This is a genomic window from Nonomuraea sp. CA-143628 (assembly GCF_050942315.1).
Lineage (GTDB): Bacteria > Actinomycetota > Actinomycetes > Streptosporangiales > Streptosporangiaceae > Nonomuraea.
Genome location: NZ_CP192072.1, coordinates 6683789 through 6700497, shown reverse-complemented (window position 1 = coordinate 6700497; position 16709 = coordinate 6683789). Strand labels below are relative to the sequence as shown.

Annotated in this window: 13 protein-coding genes and 2 pseudogenes; 11 read left to right on the top strand and 4 right to left on the bottom strand. The window is 68.0% G+C overall.

Features of this window, described 5'->3' with window-relative positions:
• Positions 1-250: 250 nt before the first annotated feature.
• Positions 251-526, top strand: coding sequence for a hypothetical protein (locus ACQP2T_RS30640; RefSeq protein WP_433519521.1), 276 nt, complete (start codon positions 251-253; stop codon positions 524-526).
• A gap of 20 nt (positions 527-546) precedes the next feature.
• Here the strand turns inward: ACQP2T_RS30640 and ACQP2T_RS30635 are convergent, their stop codons facing one another.
• Positions 547-840, bottom strand: coding sequence for a DUF1330 domain-containing protein (locus tag ACQP2T_RS30635; RefSeq protein WP_433519520.1), 294 nt, complete (start codon positions 838-840; stop codon positions 547-549).
• A gap of 404 nt (positions 841-1244) precedes the next feature.
• Between ACQP2T_RS30635 and ACQP2T_RS30630 the strand changes: the two genes are divergently transcribed.
• Positions 1245-1664, top strand: coding sequence for a hypothetical protein (locus ACQP2T_RS30630; RefSeq protein WP_433519519.1), 420 nt, complete (start codon positions 1245-1247; stop codon positions 1662-1664).
• 1128 nt (positions 1665-2792) lie between these two features.
• Here ACQP2T_RS30630 and ACQP2T_RS30625 read toward each other — a convergent pair.
• Positions 2793-3005 carry a DUF6444 domain-containing protein gene (locus tag ACQP2T_RS30625; RefSeq protein ID WP_433519518.1) on the bottom strand — a complete coding sequence of 71 codons (213 nt, stop codon included), beginning with the start codon at positions 3003-3005 and terminating at the stop codon, positions 2793-2795.
• A 263-nt stretch (positions 3006-3268) separates the two neighbouring features.
• Here ACQP2T_RS30625 and ACQP2T_RS30620 point away from each other — a divergent pair, with 263 nt between their 5' ends.
• The 5 genes from ACQP2T_RS30620 (at position 3269) to ACQP2T_RS30600 (ending at position 7789) form a co-directional block, all read left to right on the top strand.
• Positions 3269-3433, top strand: a complete 165-nt coding sequence (locus ACQP2T_RS30620; RefSeq protein WP_433519517.1) for a hypothetical protein — start codon at positions 3269-3271, stop codon at positions 3431-3433.
• Positions 3434-4053: 620 nt separating this feature from the next.
• Positions 4054-4971 carry an ABC transporter substrate-binding protein gene (locus ACQP2T_RS30615; protein ID WP_433519516.1) on the top strand — a complete coding sequence of 306 codons (918 nt, stop codon included), beginning with the start codon at positions 4054-4056 and terminating at the stop codon, positions 4969-4971.
• The gene (locus tag ACQP2T_RS30610) at positions 4968-6077 is read left to right on the top strand and encodes a methyltransferase (protein WP_433519515.1); all 1110 of its coding nucleotides are present in this window, start codon (positions 4968-4970) and stop codon (positions 6075-6077) included. Before ACQP2T_RS30615 ends, ACQP2T_RS30610 begins: the two co-directional genes overlap by 4 nt.
• A gap of 93 nt (positions 6078-6170) precedes the next feature.
• Positions 6171-6959 carry an ABC transporter permease gene (locus tag ACQP2T_RS30605; RefSeq protein ID WP_433519514.1) on the top strand — a complete coding sequence of 263 codons (789 nt, stop codon included), beginning with the start codon at positions 6171-6173 and terminating at the stop codon, positions 6957-6959.
• A complete protein-coding gene (locus ACQP2T_RS30600) occupies positions 6956-7789 on the top strand; it encodes an ABC transporter permease (RefSeq protein ID WP_433519513.1) in 834 nt (277 codons plus the stop codon). Before ACQP2T_RS30605 ends, ACQP2T_RS30600 begins: the two co-directional genes overlap by 4 nt.
• Positions 7790-8099: 310 nt before the next feature.
• On the opposite strand, the pseudogene ACQP2T_RS30595 reads toward ACQP2T_RS30600, so the two are convergent.
• Together ACQP2T_RS30595 and ACQP2T_RS30590 are read right to left on the bottom strand one after the other, a co-directional pair.
• Positions 8100-8309: pseudogene (locus tag ACQP2T_RS30595) on the bottom strand (ISL3 family transposase); the annotation flags it as partial.
• A 293-nt stretch (positions 8310-8602) separates the two neighbouring features.
• Positions 8603-8749: pseudogene (locus ACQP2T_RS30590) on the bottom strand (recombinase family protein); the annotation flags it as partial.
• A gap of 905 nt (positions 8750-9654) precedes the next feature.
• On the opposite strand from ACQP2T_RS30590, the gene ACQP2T_RS30585 reads away from it, so the two are divergent.
• From ACQP2T_RS30585 to ACQP2T_RS30570, 4 genes are all read left to right on the top strand, one after another.
• Positions 9655-10035: a hypothetical protein gene (locus tag ACQP2T_RS30585; RefSeq protein ID WP_433519512.1), complete on the top strand. Its 381-nt coding sequence runs from the start codon at positions 9655-9657 to the stop codon at positions 10033-10035.
• A 142-nt stretch (positions 10036-10177) separates the two neighbouring features.
• On the top strand, positions 10178-13351 hold the full coding sequence (locus ACQP2T_RS30580) for a S8 family serine peptidase (protein ID WP_433519511.1): 3174 nt from the start codon (positions 10178-10180) through the stop codon (positions 13349-13351).
• Between the two features lie 367 nt (positions 13352-13718).
• On the top strand, positions 13719-15095 hold the full coding sequence (locus ACQP2T_RS30575) for a hypothetical protein (protein ID WP_433519510.1): 1377 nt from the start codon (positions 13719-13721) through the stop codon (positions 15093-15095).
• 560 nt (positions 15096-15655) lie between these two features.
• On the top strand, positions 15656-16027 hold the full coding sequence (locus ACQP2T_RS30570) for a hypothetical protein (RefSeq protein ID WP_433519509.1): 372 nt from the start codon (positions 15656-15658) through the stop codon (positions 16025-16027).
• Positions 16028-16709: the final 682 nt, after the last annotated feature.

Here is a 16709-nt window from a genome sequence, read left to right as displayed (position 1 = left end):
ATTCACGACAGGCTGAGGTCACGCCTGATCGTAGATGCCTTGATGGTCGACGACGTCATGCCCGTCGGGGAGCGTCCCGCCGTTGGCAGCGGCCAGGCGGCTTCGGCGGCGACCGCCTGCTGCTCGGCCAGCCGTCAGTCGTCAGTCGTCAGTCGTCGATGTCGGATTCGGAACCGTTCGGACGCCGCAGCGGTCGTAGACCGCTGGAGGGCTGGGAGGCGGTGAAGGCGTAGCGGCCCAGGCAGTTCACATGGGCGTGCCCAAGCGGGCCGAGCCGGGCCACGTCCTCATCGCTGACCGCGCCCCCGTCGAGCACGGCTTCGCGCACCTGAAGACCTGGCGCATCCTCACCAAACGCCGCCCGCGCCACCTGCTCCGCGCCCTGCCCGTCCTGACGAACCTCGAACTCGACCGCTGGCAGACGATCAAGACCGAAGACAGCCGCCCACGACCAGCACAAGCACCCACGAACCCCGCCACGCCAGCAGCCGCACCAGCGAAAACCAAGATGGTGGATCTTCAGTGAAGATCCGGCTTGGACCTCGGTCAGTCGATGCCTTCGACGATGCGGAAGTCGCGCTCGACGCCGTCGGAGAGGGCGACCAGCGCCTCCTGGTAGGCCGCACTCTCATGCGCCGCGACGGCCTGCTCGAAGCTGTCGAACTCGATCAGGACGGTGCGCTCGGCGATTCCGGCGTCATGCGCCACGACCCGACCGCCACGGACGAGGACCCGACCGCCCCCGGCCTTGACGGCCGGACGGGCCAGCTTGTTGTAGGCAGCCAGCTTCTCAGGGTCTGAAATGGTGCGGTAAACGCTGACCCAGTAGCCCTTGGGCATGGAACCTCCAGTGTTGGGATGAGTGCATCTGACTTACGGGTTGGTCTCGGACGAGCGTCGGCGGTCGAGAGCGAGGCTTGTCAGCGTCGTGATCGCAATGGCGCCGATGCCGGCCAGCGCCGCGGTGGCAGGCGCTGTCATCGGGGAAGAGGTGGCCGGGGCCGGTGTCCGCGGCGAGGATCAGGCCGCCGATGGCGCCGCGCGGTCATGGCACACCCCTTATCGTCGAAGTGACGATACCCATGATGGCACATCATCCGAGGTGGGATATATGTGACGAATGCCACGGGAGTACCGACGCTGCGGACGACGTACTTGAAGCTCAGCGGCCACTCTCCAACTTCTGGGCGCGCCCGTCGATCTATGCACATACTGGGCGCATGGAGCCACGAGATGCGTTTGACATGGTCATCAAGAAGAACGTCCCCCTGTGGACCCAGCTACTGGACCTAAGGGTGGAGGGTTTCTACGCCCGCGCGCTGCTTATCAAGTTCCCCTGGTCCGACATCCTGGCCCTGCAACGCCAGACGCTGTCCACCGCGGCGATCACGGCAGCCGCCGACGTCGCCGGTCAGGTCGCAGCTGCCTGCGCGCTGGATGAGCTCGGCCAGACATGGGAGTCGATGCGGGTGTCAGAGTACGTAATGAAGAGCTACAGACCGATATCGAGAACGGACGGTGACTACCCCGAGATCCTGATCTTCGCCACGGCGACGGGATGCACCAAAACAACCGCCCACTGTGAGATCACCATAGGGTCGTCGAACATGGATGTGGATGATTTCGCGGTCACAGCCACAGTGACCTACGCACTTCAGCCCTGACGACCGTCCCCGACGCTCACACCTCGGCACCGTAGGACCGGGCGCCGTTATGCCGACCTGGCATCCAGGGGGGTGCCGGGTGGTCAAGCGCCCGGGGACAGGTCGAGCCGCCGGTACCGCATCGGGTGCCGCCACCGGCCGCGCTCGTTGGTGACGTCGACCACCAGTTCGGGCACGACCTGACGGTAGGCGATCGGGTCGCCTTTGCCGGGCAGGTCGCTCGCCCACCCTGGGGGTAGTTGCTCGGGCCATGGGTGACAGCCGCGGCGGCCGGGTGGAGGTACGGGGCGACTTCGGCGGTCAGGTGCCGGGCGAGGCGGGTGGTCCGGCCAGCGACGCGGAGCCGTCCGCCCTTCGGCGGGTAGCGGCCGAGCAGGAACCCCGACGGGTGGGCGAGGCTGCCTGTCACCCCGCCGATGAGGAATTCTGTGGTGGTCCGCGCCTTGTAACTCTGCCAGCTTTGGGCACCCGGCATGTTGGGCTCTCCGGCGGCCTTGATCAATATTGCGCTGTGAAACCGAACGAGATCCGGTACGGGCCGCGTTTGGAGGCAGGGAAACGCTCGGCTCGCTGACCAGCTGCGCACCGCTGCCGGCCCCGGCCGGCACCTGATCGCCGACTCCGATAAGTTCCATGCCTACCCAGCCCCGATCCCCGACATGATCGCCGCCGCCCAAGACGCGGGCAGTCTCACCATCGGCGGACTGCTGCTCGACCGCATCACCGCGGACGGGTCGCTGGCCGCGTGGGACCCATCGGTCGGCCTGGACGCCGCCTTTCCGCTCGGCGGGTTCCTTACCGGCCTGCTGCTGGGCGGCGACCCGCGCAAAATCGTCCTGGCCGACGCGCGGGTCGGACTCGCGCTCGGATCGCACCGCAGCCCGGCACACCCCACCTGTCCCGGTCCACCGCTTCAAATGGCGCCACGGCATCGACGAACAAGACCTGCGACGGCTCATCACTCAGCACACCACCGGGGCCGCCCGCCTCCTGGAACATCTCGCGGCCCACGGCGAGCGCATCCACACCACCGGGCCGGTCGCCTTCCGCCCGGTCGACCTCGTCACGACGCCGCCGTGGTGGCCGGCCGCCCGCACCGACCTGCTCGATCGGTGGCGCCCGCCCGGGTCAGGCCTGTGCTGAGCCGCATACGCGTGGCGCCCGCGCTCGCCATCCGGGCGGGGCTTCGGGGACTTCGGCGCCCTCGTCCTCGCCGGGCAGCTCATCGGCCGAGGGCGGCATCCCGGAGTTACCGCTGTTACGCGAGACCAGCCGCTCCAGCTTGGCCACGCGTTCCCGCAGCTGAGTGACCTCCGCCTTCAACACGGCATTCTCGACCATGAGGGCACGCGTCAGAGCGATCAGCTCCTCGCGAGACGGCTCCTCCAGGCCGGCGACCCGCAGATCCCATCACCTGCGTGCCAATTGATCAAAACGACCGACAGCCACGCACCCAGTCGCACCATTACACCGCGTACACGACGTGAATGCTTACCGCTAGCAGCGTCCTGCAAGTCCAACCAATGCGATGCATCAGAATTCTGATGTCTGGAGGGCGGGTTGGCTATTTCTCTGTGATGGAGTGGCTGGCACATCATTGAGGCATGACCAAGATCGCCTTGGCCAGTCATGGGGATCTCGGCGGAGTCCGCAAGACCGGTTTCTACGTGCCCGAGGCCGCCCATCCTTGGGATGGTGTTCCGCAGGAGCGGATTCACGGTAGAGCTCGCCAGTGTCCGTGGCGGCAGGCCGCCGCAGGACGGTTTTGACCCGAAGGATCCCGTCCAGCGGAGCCCTGACGAACACCGCTCGGCTCGCTGACCTGGATCCTTCTCGCTACAACGCGGTGGTCTATGCGTGTGAGCACGGCACAATGTGGGACTTTCCGGACGACTCCGGCGCCGCCCGGGTGGGGCGTGGGATCTACGAGAACGGTGGCGTCGTGGCCGCCGTGTGCCACGGTCCCGCCGCGCTCGTGAACCTTACCCTCAACGACGGTTCTTACCTCGTGGCCGGCCAACGCTGATCGCAGAGGAGGCATGACCCGACAGCACGCCTGCGGGCGAGTTCGCACTGCCTGCTCAATGGCGGGCGGGACCGCGGCGGCTTCCCCTCATCTGCTGGGCGATGCCGCAGGGTAGCTGTCCTGCCGCCACGTCTCGGCCGAGGCGTGAGGTCTCGGCCAGGTGATTCATTCCCCTTCCATCCCTTGCTTTGGACATCCATGAAACGATCACTCTTAGTAATATTACCGGTACTTTGCGTGTTCTTGGCGGCGTGTACGTCGCCGAACACGACAACAGCGCCGAAATCGGCGACGGGCATATGCGGCACCCGCACCGCAACTGCACCGCCGACATCCACGAGCGCGGCCCTCGAGACCATCACCGTGGGCATCATCCCCATCCCGGACGTCGCTCCCGCGAAGCTGGCCGAGCAGTGCGGCTACTTCGCGGCCGAGGGCCTGAAGATCAAATGGAGTGAGATCCAGGGCGCGTCCAGCGCGATCCCGGGCCTCGCTTCTGGTGACCTTCACGTAGCGCTGTGGAACTACGTCACCGCCTTCACCACCGAAGACAAGCAGCCTGGCCTGGCCCGCCTCATCGCCGACGCCTACCAAGCAGAGAAGGACACCTTCCTGCTGATGGTCCGCAAGGACTCGCCCATCCAGAGCCTGGCGGATCTGAAGTGGAACGGCAGAGGCAAGAAGATCACCATCGGCGTGGCGACCTTCAAAAGCGTCTCCACGCTTACCACGGAGAGCACGCTGCGGGTGGCCGGGGTCAGCGCGAACGACATCACGTTCGTGCAGGTTCCGCTGCCGCAGATGGCCGCGGCCGTCCAGAACGGCCGCGTGGATGTGGGGTGGATGACCGAGCCAGGCATCACGTTGTTCAAGAGCAGGTACGACGGCCGCGTCCTGGCCGATGCAGCCTCGGCGTCAACCAATCAATGGCCGATCGCAGGCTGGGCGGTCTCCACGAAATGGGCCGACAAGCATTCCGATCTCGTCGTGCGCTTCCAGCGGGCCCTCGCCCGCGGGCAGAAGTTGGCCGCCCTGGACGACAGCACGGCCAAGAAGATCCTGCCCACCTACTCGCCCATCGACCCGGCGGTCGCCAACTTGATCACGCTCGGCTCGTTCCCGATCACGCTCAACCCCACCCGCCTGCAGCGAGTCGGCGACGCCATGCTCGAGGCGTCCAAGGACACGGCGGACCGGTACCTCGACAAGCCGATCAACGCCGCTGATCTCATCTGGCATGCCCCCGGCTCGGCCTCCTCCACTCCGGGAGTCACTCCATGACCGCCTACGACAACGACGTGCCTGCCCTGCCCATGGAGGGCCCGGCCTCCGCCAGCGAGATCGCCAGCCCGTTCAACGCCGCTCTGTGGCAAGACTTCAGGACGCAAAAGACCATCCAGAAGCTGACCGGCGGTGACATCCGGCTGAAGGCGCTGAAGGCCTTCGTCGCCCTCGACATCGCTGCCATCCTGGGCGACGACAACCACCTGACCAGTGATGACATAGCCGACATCTGCCACGCCGACGCGAAGTCGATGGCCCGCTTCCTGCACGCCATGCACGCCTACGGCGTGGTGACCACCGACGAGCATGGCTGCTACGGGCTCACCCCGCTCGGCCAGGCACTGCTGCCCGGTGCCGCGATGTGGGCCGCCCTCGGCGTGATCACCTCACCGCTGTGGCAGCAGGCGGGCGACAGCCTGGCCGACACCATCCGCGCCGGACACCCCGCCATCCTGGGAGGCGAGGCCACCCCCTACCCGCTGGTGGCCCGCGATCCGGACCTGGCGTCGAAGTTCGACGCGTTCATGAGCGGCCGCACCGCAGGCCCGGCCGCCGCGCTGGCCGCCCGCGACTACTCCGATGTCCGCACCGTGGCCGACCTTGGCGGCGGGGACGGCAGCCTGCTGGCCGCGATCCTGGCCGCTCACCCGCACCTGAACGGGATTCTGGTCGAGCGGGCCGATGTCGCCGCCCGCGCCGAACGCCGTCTCACCGAGCAGGGCTTGGCCGGGCGCGTCCAGGTCATCACCAAGGACATCTTCCGCGACGTCTGCCCGTCCGCTGACCGGATCATCGTCTCCTCTGTTCTGCACAACTGGGACGACTACACGAACGTCAGGCTGCTGTGCGCCGTCCGCGACGCGCTGAAAGATGCGGGCCCGCACGCCCAACTGTGGTGCGTCGAGATGCTGCTGCCCGAGGCGGGCATCCACGACAGCGGCACCGACCTGGACCTGCGGATGATGGCCATGTTCGCCGGCGGCCAGGAGCGCACGCTGCGGCAATACCAGGCACTGCTGGCATCGGCCGGGCTCACCCTCACCGAAGAAGAACTGTTGCCCGGCGATCAGACCCTCATGATCGTCGTGCCAGACGGCGCCTAACCGCACGTCAACCCTGGGTCGGGGCGGTTCAACCCGCGCAGGCGAGACCGCCCCGGCCCCTCCCAGCAATCGCATCCCTCCCCAGGAGTTTCGATGACCACCGCCTTGACGTGGCGGCGCCGGGTCCTGCTCGGCGCGGCAGGGCTGGGCCTGAGCGGGGCCGTCGCCGAACTCGCCTACCGCCTCGGCCCGCCAGAGCCTCACGTGCTGCCTGCCCCCTCCAGCGTGGCAGCCGCCACAGCCGACCTGCTGGTCGATACCGAGTTCACCGCACACGTGTACGCCACCGTGTACGCCTGCGCTGTCGGTCTGCCCACCGCGATCAGCCTGGCGGTTCCGGCCGGACTGCTGCTCGGCGCGCTGCCCGGCGTCGAACGAGCGATACGGCCGGTACTGGAGTTCCTGCGAGCGATCCCGTCGCTGGTGCTGATCCCGCTCGCCCTGTCCCTGCTCGGCGACCCGAGCGCCACCAAGACCGCGCTGATCGTCTACAGCTGCTCCTGGCCGATCCTGATCACCACCCTGTACGGCATGGCGGAGGTCGATTCACTGGCCAAGGACACCCTGCGCGCCTACGGCTTCGGCCCGCTGACCATCGTGTGGCGGGTCTGCCTGCCCGCCACCGCACCCCACATCGCCACCGGCCTGCGCCTGGCCATCGCGGTCGCGCTGATCGTGTCCATCAGCGTCGAGGTGATCAACGGCGGCACGCCCGGCATCGGCACCTACATCGTCAATGCCTACAGCGCCGACCGCGCCGCGCCCGCTCTGGCCGCCACGCTCGCCGCCGGGCTGCTCGGCCTGGCCGCCACCGCCGTATGCCGCAGCTGTGAGCGACGGCTGTTCGCCTGGCGCCGGCACACCACCGGAGCGCCCCAATGACCGCCCCACGCCCGCACCGCGCGTACTCCCACCTGCGGTGTGTGGCTCGCGTACTGCCTGGGCCAGCCGCGCTGATCGCCTGGGAGGGTGCCGCCCGCACCGCTGGCCTGCTCTACTTCCCGCCACCCACGGCCATCGCCGCCCGCGCCTACCACCTGTGGTTCGCCGGCCCCGTGAGCCGCGCCTTCCTCACCGACCAGGCGCTGGCCGATCTGCTGCCCAGCCTGGCCCGGCTGGCGCTCGGCTGGACGCTGGCCGCCGCACTCGGGCTGGCCGCAGGCCTCGCGCTCGGCCTCCTTCCTGTCGTGGCCGCCCTGGCAGACCCACTCATCCACATCGGCCGTTCCATCCCGCCGCCCGCCCTGCTGCCCCTCTTCCTCGCCGCCTTGCCGATCGGCACCCCGACCCAGCTCGCCACCATCCTGTCCGGCGTCATCTGGCCCATCCTGATCAACACCGTGGACGGCGTCCGCAGCGTCGAACGCGCCTATCTCGATGCCGCCCACGTCTTCCGGCTCGGCCGCCGGCGACGGCTGCTCTCGGTGATCGTGCCCGCCGCTGCACCCAAGATCCTGGCCGGGCTCCGGCTCAGTGTCTCCCTCGCTCTGATCATGATGGTCGTCGGCGAGTTGGTCGCCAGCACCGAAGGGCTCGGCTACCGGCTCCAAGAAGCCGCAGGCGCCCTGGACGTGACCGCCATGTGGGCCGTGATCGTCTTGCTCGGAGTCCTCGGCATCACCGGCAACGCCTGCTTCCTGCTCATCCAGCATCGCCTGCTTCAGCCAGGCCACCGCACGCCCCCGCACGGCCACGGCCTGGGCCTGGAATAGACGACATAGACAAGGAGATGACCTGCCATGCCCCCGCCCGCGCCCCCTACCTTCAATGACAGCTGGCGCATGACCGAGGTCACCCACCTCTGGGCGAGTGGTGGGTACCGGATCCAACCGGCACCCACCGCTACGACACCCTCACCAAAGTGCCGCGCATGCACGTCGAGTGCGGTGGCGAGCAGGGTCGCATCGACCTCTCCTTCGACGAGCCGGTGAGTGGCCGGAGAGAATCGCACCCCCGACTCTCGCAGAACCGGACTTGAACCTCTCGACTCATCCGGCTTCCATCGCCCAGCCGTCAGGACGGCGCGTGGATGGCATCGCGGTCCTGCTCGAGGCCGTGAGTGAAGGCGTGCAGATGAGGCAGGTCGGCGGCCTGGACGGCGGCGATCCACGTCTCGAGACGGTCGGCGTTGCCGTTGCGTGGCCGCAGCAGGGCGGCGAAGTCGCGAACGAGCCCGGCCAGGTCGATCATCTCAGGGCAGGCGGCGGTGAGGTCGTTCAGCAGGCGGCGATGCTCGTCTTGGCGCGTTGCAGGCGTTCGGGTTCGGGCATGCGGGCGTACGGTGGCGTAGCGGTGGCGCCGACGTAGGGCGAAGTCGTCGACTCCCAGCACCCGGGGTACGCGCGGTGCCCGTGGATGGTGGTGCGTCCGACGCTGTACTCGATGGCCAGGTCGGCCAGGGAAACCTCACCCTCGGCGTATCGCCGGCGGATGGAGCACTGGGTGGGTTCGGGCAGTTTGGGTTGCTTACCCTTGACCTTGCCCTCGCGGGTGCGCATTTGCCCGAGGTTGGTCTCGAGCTCGGCGACGGTCTGCAGGAACAGCCGCCCGAACAGGTCGGTCCAGTCGTAGACATTGGCGCCGAGGCCGAACAGGACGCCGCGTCCGGACAGCTCGGTGAGGATCTCGTTGGTCTCGGCCAAGTTGCGGGCGGGCCGATCGAACTTCGTCACCGTGAAGACGCTGCCGTCCACACGGCGGCGAGGGCCTGGTCGAGGCCGCCACGATTGCGGCCGGTGGTGCCGGAGAAGCCGGGGTCAGTGTAGATCCGGTCTTCGGGGACACGGAGGTGGACCTGCGACGGAACCGGATCGCACGTTAAGCCGGTTCGGGCAGGTCAGCGACAGGTCAGCGACAGGTGTCCAGAGCGGCTCACGCGCGGACCAAAGACATCCCTGGCGCTTGAGTGTCAAGCAGCGGCCGATTCGGCGTGATGCGCCCACGCCGTGACCTCGTTGTAGAGGGTGCCGGTACGTCCTGCTGGGCAGCCAGGAACTCGTGCCGGGGAGAAGGCGTGAACTCTGATCCGTAACCCGTGCGCGGATCACCGACACTCCCGGCCTGGTCCACATCCCCGAAGCCGAGATGCTGCGTCTGAGCCCGCGCTCACCGGACGGCGGGCGGGCCGTGCTTGGACGGACATTGGCGTGAGCGGCGAACACTGGGCGACAGTTGCCTTCGGCAGGACACCATGACTGCACCACCTGACGCCAGCAATGTGATGGAAGACGTCACCGTGGTCGAGCGGTCGCGATCACGCCGAACCGCCGGGACGTCCTCGCCGCCATCCGGGACACGAACCAGCTGGCCGCGTTCGAGATCGGATCCGGCGGCACGCTGAAGGAGGCTATGGGATCGCCGCCTCACGGGCGGGGAGCGCCCGCTGAGCCAGTCCATCGCCGTACGCCCGGTCCCGCGGCGTCAACGCCCTGCTGCACCGGGAGGCCTGATGCCGTTATGCGCCCCCGCCATCCTCGCTAAATCGGGCCGGCGTGAACTCTTCGGCGGAGCAGCGGTAAGTACATGCGAATCTGCCCGATTGCCGCACCAGGCACCGCGTGAAGGAGCTGACCAGTTCATGGCCGAACCGGCGATAGCCGAGGCCGCCGACACCGATCTGATCCGCCGATCGTTGCGGGAGCCGGAGGCGTTCGCCATGTCGCCGTCGGCCGGCGAGCTGAAGAAGTGGCGCGCCGCCGACGGGTCCTGCTTCTCTCATGCGGTCAAGGAGGTGCTGGGCAAGACCGTCATCTTCCGGCCGAACCTGAAGCCCGCGCGGGCCAGACCCTACCTGGACAAGGAGATCAAGGCGGCGCTGAAGGACCTGCGGTGCGGTAAGGACTTCTACCCCGCCTACTCCCCCAAGGCCATCGAGATCACCTCGCGGGTCTACCAGGGGTTCGGCCGGGAGGGCGCGGCCCAGGCGATCCCGTCCCGGATCTACCTCAAGCTCGTCTGACACAGCACTCCCGGGGTGCCTGGCGCGCCCGCCTCCAAGGTCCCCTGCTGACCAGAAGGCACGGCAGAGTCGCTTCCCAGGCCATCAGCGTCTCTGCTCCATCGGAGGGTCAATTCTCCGCACATCGACAATGAGAGAGCAGATGAAATTAACCCACGGAACCCTCGCCATGATCGTGGCGGGATGTCTCATCACAGGCGGCACCACGAGCGCCGCGCAGGCGGCCGAGCCGGTATCTCCCGCGACCGGGGTGTCGGGCTCGGTGACGCTGTTGACCGGCGATCGGGTGACCGTCACCGCGAACGGTTACCAGATCGAGCCGGGGCCGGGCAGGAAAGAGCGCTTCGACGTTCAGCGCCGCCAGGGCCACCTTCACGTCATTCCAGAGGACGCGAAGCGGCTGCTGGCCCAGGGTCTGCTGGATGAGCGCTTGTTCGACGTCACGCAGCTGCTCACCTGGCGGTACGGCGACGCCAACAAGGCGGAGATACCGCTGATCGTGCAGTCAGCCGAGGGGAAGTCGGCACAGGCGCTCAGCGGAACGCGGAAGGCGAAGGAGTTCGCCGGGCTGGGACTGGCCACCACGAGCGTCTCCAAGGCGACGGCGGGCCAGACCTGGCAGAGCCTGGTCGGCGGCGCCCGATCACTGGCCGCGGGCAAGTCGAAGATCTGGCTGGACGGGAAGCGGCCCGTCACTCTTGACCAGAGCGTCAAGCAGATCGGGGCCCCGCAGGCGTGGCAGCAGGGGCTGACCGGAGCCGGTGTCACGGTCGCCGTGCTGGACTCCGGTTACGACGCTACCCATCCCGATCTCAAGGATGTGGTCACGCAGTCGCGGAACTTCTCCGACGAACCAGACATCACCGATAACATCGGCCACGGCACTCATGTCTCCTCCATCGTGGCGGGAGCCGGGGAGAAGTATCGGGGTGTCGCGCCGGGTGCGAAGATCGCGCTCGGCAAGGTCGGCAGCGAATACATGAGCGAATCGGCCATATTGGCGGGCATGGAATGGGCCGCCGCCGAGGTCAAAGCGAAGATCATCAACATGAGCATCGGCGGCCCGGACACGCCCGGCATCGATCCGCTGGAGCACGCCGTCAACACCCTGTCAGCGCGTACGGGAGCGCTGTTCGTCATCGCGGCGGGCAACGACGGAGTACCCGGCTCGGTCGGCAGCCCGGGCAGCGCCGATGCGGCACTTACGGTCGGCGCGGTCGACAAGTCCGACAAGATGGCCGAATTCTCCAGCCGCGGCCCGAGAAAGGGCGATCACGCGATCAAGCCCGACGTGACCGCTCCCGGCGTCGACATCACGGCGGCGGCCGCGCAGGGCACGGCAGGCGGCCCGTACGTCGCCTACAACGGCACCTCCATGGCGGCGCCGCACGTCGCGGGCGCGGCGGCGATCCTCGCCCAGCGGCACCCGGACTGGAACGGCGAGCAACTCAAGGCCGCGCTCATCGCCAGCGCCGCGCCGCAGGCCGGCGCCACGCACTTCGACCAGGGCGCCGGACGCGTCGACCTGGTTCGCGCGATCGGTCAGCAGGTGTACGCCAGTCCCGCGAACATCGGCACGGTCTTCCGCTGGGGCGGATCCGGCGAGCGGCTGACGACCAAGGAGATCACCTACACCAACGCCGGCGACTCCCCGGTCACGCTGGACCTCACCGTGGACGGCGACGTGCTGCGCACCTCAGCACAGCGGGTCGAGGTGCCCGCCAAGGGCACGGCATCGGTCACCGTGACGATCGACGGAACCGGCAAGCAGCCCGGCGACCACCCGGGCACCATCACGGCCCGATCGGGTGACCTCCTCGTCCGTACCGTCGCCACCGCGTACGTGGAGCCGGAATCCTACGACGTGAAGATCAGCGCACTCGGAACCGACGGCCAGCCCGTTGACGCGGTCGGGTGGTTCTACAACGGCAAGGGCGAGAGTCACCAGTTGCTCCTTCTCGGCGCGCCGGACACCTACCGGCTCCCCGTCGGCGAGTGGAGCCTGTACGTGGACATCTACGAAGGCACGCGCATCACGACCACACACCTGCCGGTGAAGGTCGGCGAACAGGGCACGGAGATCGTCCTGGACACGCGCAAGGCCAAACCGATCAGGTTCACCCTGGACGAACCCACGGCTGTCACCAGCGGGTGGACCGAGATGTGGGTGATCAACGGTTCGTGGTACTTCGGCTGGTCCGGAGGCAGGCCCGACCCCAGCGCCGCGTACTTCGTGCTCGCCTCCAAGCACCCCGGACTGAAGTACGTCACCAGGATGCATTTCCACAAGAAGGACGCCACTCCCACCCCCGTCCGCTACGACCTGGTGGACGAACGCCATGACGGCATGCCCGAAGACCCCACCTACACGGCCAGGGTGAAGGACCTCGACAAGGTGACCACGACCTTCCGCGGCGCCGGAACGACCGCGAAGGGTACCTACTTCGTGGCGAATGCCATCGAAGGCTTCTCTGACGGATTCCTGACCCCCACGAACGATGTGCCGCTGCCGGGCAAGCTAACGGAATACCGGACGCGAGGGTACAAGTGGTCCAGCGCTCTGCGCGTCGGCGAATCCGCGGTCACGGGGGCCACGGGACCCACCGGCCACGGCCGCGATCGGCAGACGTGGGGTGTCGCGGTGAGCGGCCCGTCCTTCGCCACCTTGGGCGCCTGGCGGGAGGGGAACACCGTGACGTTCGATGGCGCCCGGCTGTTCTCCGAGGGCGTGCCCGGCCGAGTCGGCATGGATGGCACGGCCACCGGCACCATCAGCCTCGCCAAGGATGATCAGGTCATCTCCACGATCAACTACACCAGGTGCGGGCCGTGGGAGCTCGATTCCTGCCGGTTGACCGCCGGCATCCCGGCGAAGCCCGCGACGTACACGCTCAGCGCGACGGCCGACCGGCAGGTGCCGTACTCCACGCTGTCCACGAAGGTGGAATCGACGTGGACGTTCCGCTCGGCGAACACCGCGAAGAGGGAAGCGCTCGCCCTGACAGCGATCCGCTACGCCCCCACGGGGCTGGACGAGTACAACCGCGCCAAGCCTGGATCGTCCACCCGGCTGCCCATCTGGATCGAACGCAATCCCGGCGCTCCCGCGGCGGCCGTGAAGTCCATCCAGCTGCAGATGTCCGTCGATGACGGAGTGACCTGGCGCGGCATCCAGGTCAGTGCCGAGAGCTCGGCCTGGACGGCGCAGGTCACCAATCCGCGCACAGCAGGCTTCGTATCTCTGCGCACCACGATGACCGACACCGCGGACAACACCGTCAGCCAGACCATCCACCGCGCCTACGCGGTCGGATAACCCTCCCCAAAGGGCGGCTTCTCCAACGGCGCGAGGCTCATTCGCCGCGGTCGAGCTGGCGGGGGCCGGGTAGAAACCGCCGCAAGAGCCGGGCGAAGCCGAGTCTGTTGTGATCTCTGCGCCTGCTTTCGATCGCCTCTCGGTCGCGTCATCGAGGAAGAGGTACTTCTCCAGCTCCGTGCGTGTGGGCTGAAACGAGGCGAACCTTCTCCGGGTCTCACAGCAATACACAGGTGAGGCCGTTCCCGCCCCGCCTCACCTGGGGGCGATAACGGCCTCACGGTGAGACGCCAAGAACCGATAGACCATCACGCCGGCGGGGGCTCGCGCGAGGGACCCGGCTGGCCCACAGCCTAGGGAGTCCTCCATGACGGCGCCCGCCGTTCATTTCGTGCTGCCCAAAAACGGGCGCCCGCCCCGACAACGATCCGGAGGGCGGCACGTTCCGTTCGCCGTCGCGTTAGTGCTCGGGCTCGCCCTGCGGGGGCTGGCGATGCTCGGGTACCGGCCGGCCCTGTTCTTCTGGGCCGACTCCTTCGCCTATCTGGAGTCGGCTGCCCGCCCCGTGCCGGGGGCGTTCCGGCCACTGGGGTACTCGCTGTTCCTCGGCGCCCTCACCCCCGGTCCCGGCCTCGCGTTGGTCACGGCCGTCCAGCACCTGCTGGGAGCGGGGCTGGCCGTGGCGGCGTACGCGCTGCTGGTACGGCGGGGACTGCCCGGCTGGGGCGCGACCGTGCTGGTGGCACCGCTGCTGTACGACGAGTTCCTGATCCTGCTCGAACACATGGTCATGGCTGACGCGCTGTTCACGGTGCTGGTCACGGGTGGAGTGCTGGTGCTGCTGCGGCGGCGGGTCACCCCGGCGGCCGCCGCGCTCGCCGGCGTCGTGCTGGGCCTCTCCGCGCTCACCCGGACGATCGGCGTGGTGCTGCTCGCGCTCGCCGGCGCCCAACTGTTGCTGCGCCGTACCGGATGGCGAGTGTGGGGAGCCTTCGCGGTCGCCGGCCTCGCGCCGCTGCTGGCATACGCGACGTGGATGTCCGCCACGAGTGGCGTGTTCGGCCTGACCCGGGCCGACGGCCTGTTCCTGTGGGCGCGGACCGCGACGTTCGCCGACTGCTCGGTGATCAGGCCGGAGCCCCGGCTCGCGCCGCTCTGCCCGGACACCCCTGTGGCCGCCCGCCCGGCGGCGCCGTTCTGGCTGTGGGCGCCGTGGTCGCCGATCAAGAAGGTGCACGGCGACCGGAATGCGCTGGCCAGCCGGTTCGCCCGCGCCGCCATCCTGGCCCAGCCCGGCGACTACCTGGCCACCGTTGGCTCCGACCTGGGGCAGCTGCTGCGCTGGGAGCGCACCACGAACCGCGAGGCCACCATGAAGCGGACGAACCCGTACTGGTTCCCCTTCGAAGAGCGCTCCCTGACGCCGTCGGTCCGCCCGATCGCCGAGGCGTACGAAGGCGGCCCGGCCGCCACCCGCATTCACGAGCCGTACGCGGGCTGGCTGCGGGCCTACCAGCGCTTCGGGTATCTGCCGTTCCCGCTGCTGGCGCTCGCGCTGGCCGGGACGCTGGTGCTCGCGGTCCTGCGGCGCCGCGGCGACGCCCTGCTACCCGGCCTGGCCGCCGCGGCGCTGATCCTGGTGCCCCCGTTCCTCGCCGGGTTCGACGTCCGGTACGTGGTTCCGGCCATCCCCCTGGCTTGCCTGGCCGCCGGACTGGCGCTGCGCCCGCGTTCGTACGGTTGAGCTGGGAAACGTCCCGGCGGGAAGGTCCGCCATCACCACCTGGATCAAGCAGACCTGGCCGACCGTGGAACAACCGCGCGGGACCAGGGCGCATGGATCCGCTTTGAGGACGAAGCAGGCCAATCGCTGATGCCACCCAAGGCCCGCACCTGGTCCCGCCGTGGCTGAACCTCACCAGCCACAAGGACGCGTTGATGAGGAGCCTGATCGCCACCCGTCCCTGGCTGACCAGCCACGCCCAGCCGCCATGAGACGCCAAACTTCAAGCTCTGTAGTAGCCGAGGCCGACGCGCGCGGAGCGTGATGGCCCGCTGTCCGGCGGGCGCTCAAGGCGGCGCTGGCCCGCGGTACGGCATCAGCTGTGGAGCCGTGTACGCCTATCCACGAGACGAGAGAACCACACACTGATTTGGTGTCCACTCGCGGCCAGACGGAAGACATGGACTGATCGACGATCGGCTCTTAATATGCGAGCAGGCGTACCCATCAAACCAGTCAATTCAGTTTACCGACCGGAAAATCCTTTTTCAAAGGGAGACTGATTAATGAGGTCGCGGACCATGAAGCGCAACCTGACCGCCGTCGCCGCCTTAGGCGCTCTGTTCTTTGCCACGGTTCAGGCCACCCCGGCGGCAGCTGCTCCCACCTCAGCCCCGACCATCACCTTTTCCTTCTGTAGTACCGTCGGCAGTGTCTACAGGATGACCTGTGAGGCGCAGTGGGATGGCGGCACGGACCCGGCCACCGCCCAATGGAGCAACGCCTGGAACACCTGGGTCGGCCCCGGCGACTACAACTCGGCGACCCACCGCACTTGGGTGGACGGCAACTGCGTACCGGGGTCGTTCTTTGCGGCCAAGGTCACCATCACCGACGCCGCCGGTGCCGTCACCGAGAAGGTCATCCCCGGCGGCCGCGCCTGCGTCCGTTAGAACCTGTCTTTGGAGTTTCAAGATCCGGGGGCCGGGTCTGACACTGGCGTTTCCCTCCAGCCGTGGCGTTCTGCGTGATGGTGGATGGCTGGAGTCAGAGGTTCGTCGGTGCCGCTCCCCCCGACACCACGGCGGCGGAGTAGGCGCTGATCGAGCCGCTGTTGCCCGGGCACCGACCAAGGCCGCAAGTACCCACAGGCGATCAAGGTGTTCGAGGACGCCTGGGACCGGTTCATTCCCTTTCTGCCCTTCACTGGCCCGGTCCGCCGGATGAGTCAAACGCGCCACCAAACGCCAGAGAGGCGACAAGAACGCCTTCACGCCCGCGCCCGCCTCGTGAAAGGACAACGCGTCGCCGGATGGCGCGAAGCACTCATCGAACTCGCCATCGCCTATCTGCGGTGGGATGAACGAACAGCCTTCACGACAACAAGAGATAATCATGGCGCGCCTCGAGGTCGACTGTCGTGCAGGGCGGTGAGCGGGATGAAGGCCATGTGCGCGCCGAGTTGGCGAGGGGTGGGTCCAGCTGGAGTGGGGATGTCGGTAAGTCATTCAGCAAGCGCGGCGACGGCGTCGCGGTCTCCTTCCAGCGCCTGACGTTCTTCGTCTGTGAGGTCAAGCTGATGCAAGGCGGTGGGGGCACCGGGCGAAGAAGTCGTATGCCTGGCCCACCTCGGAT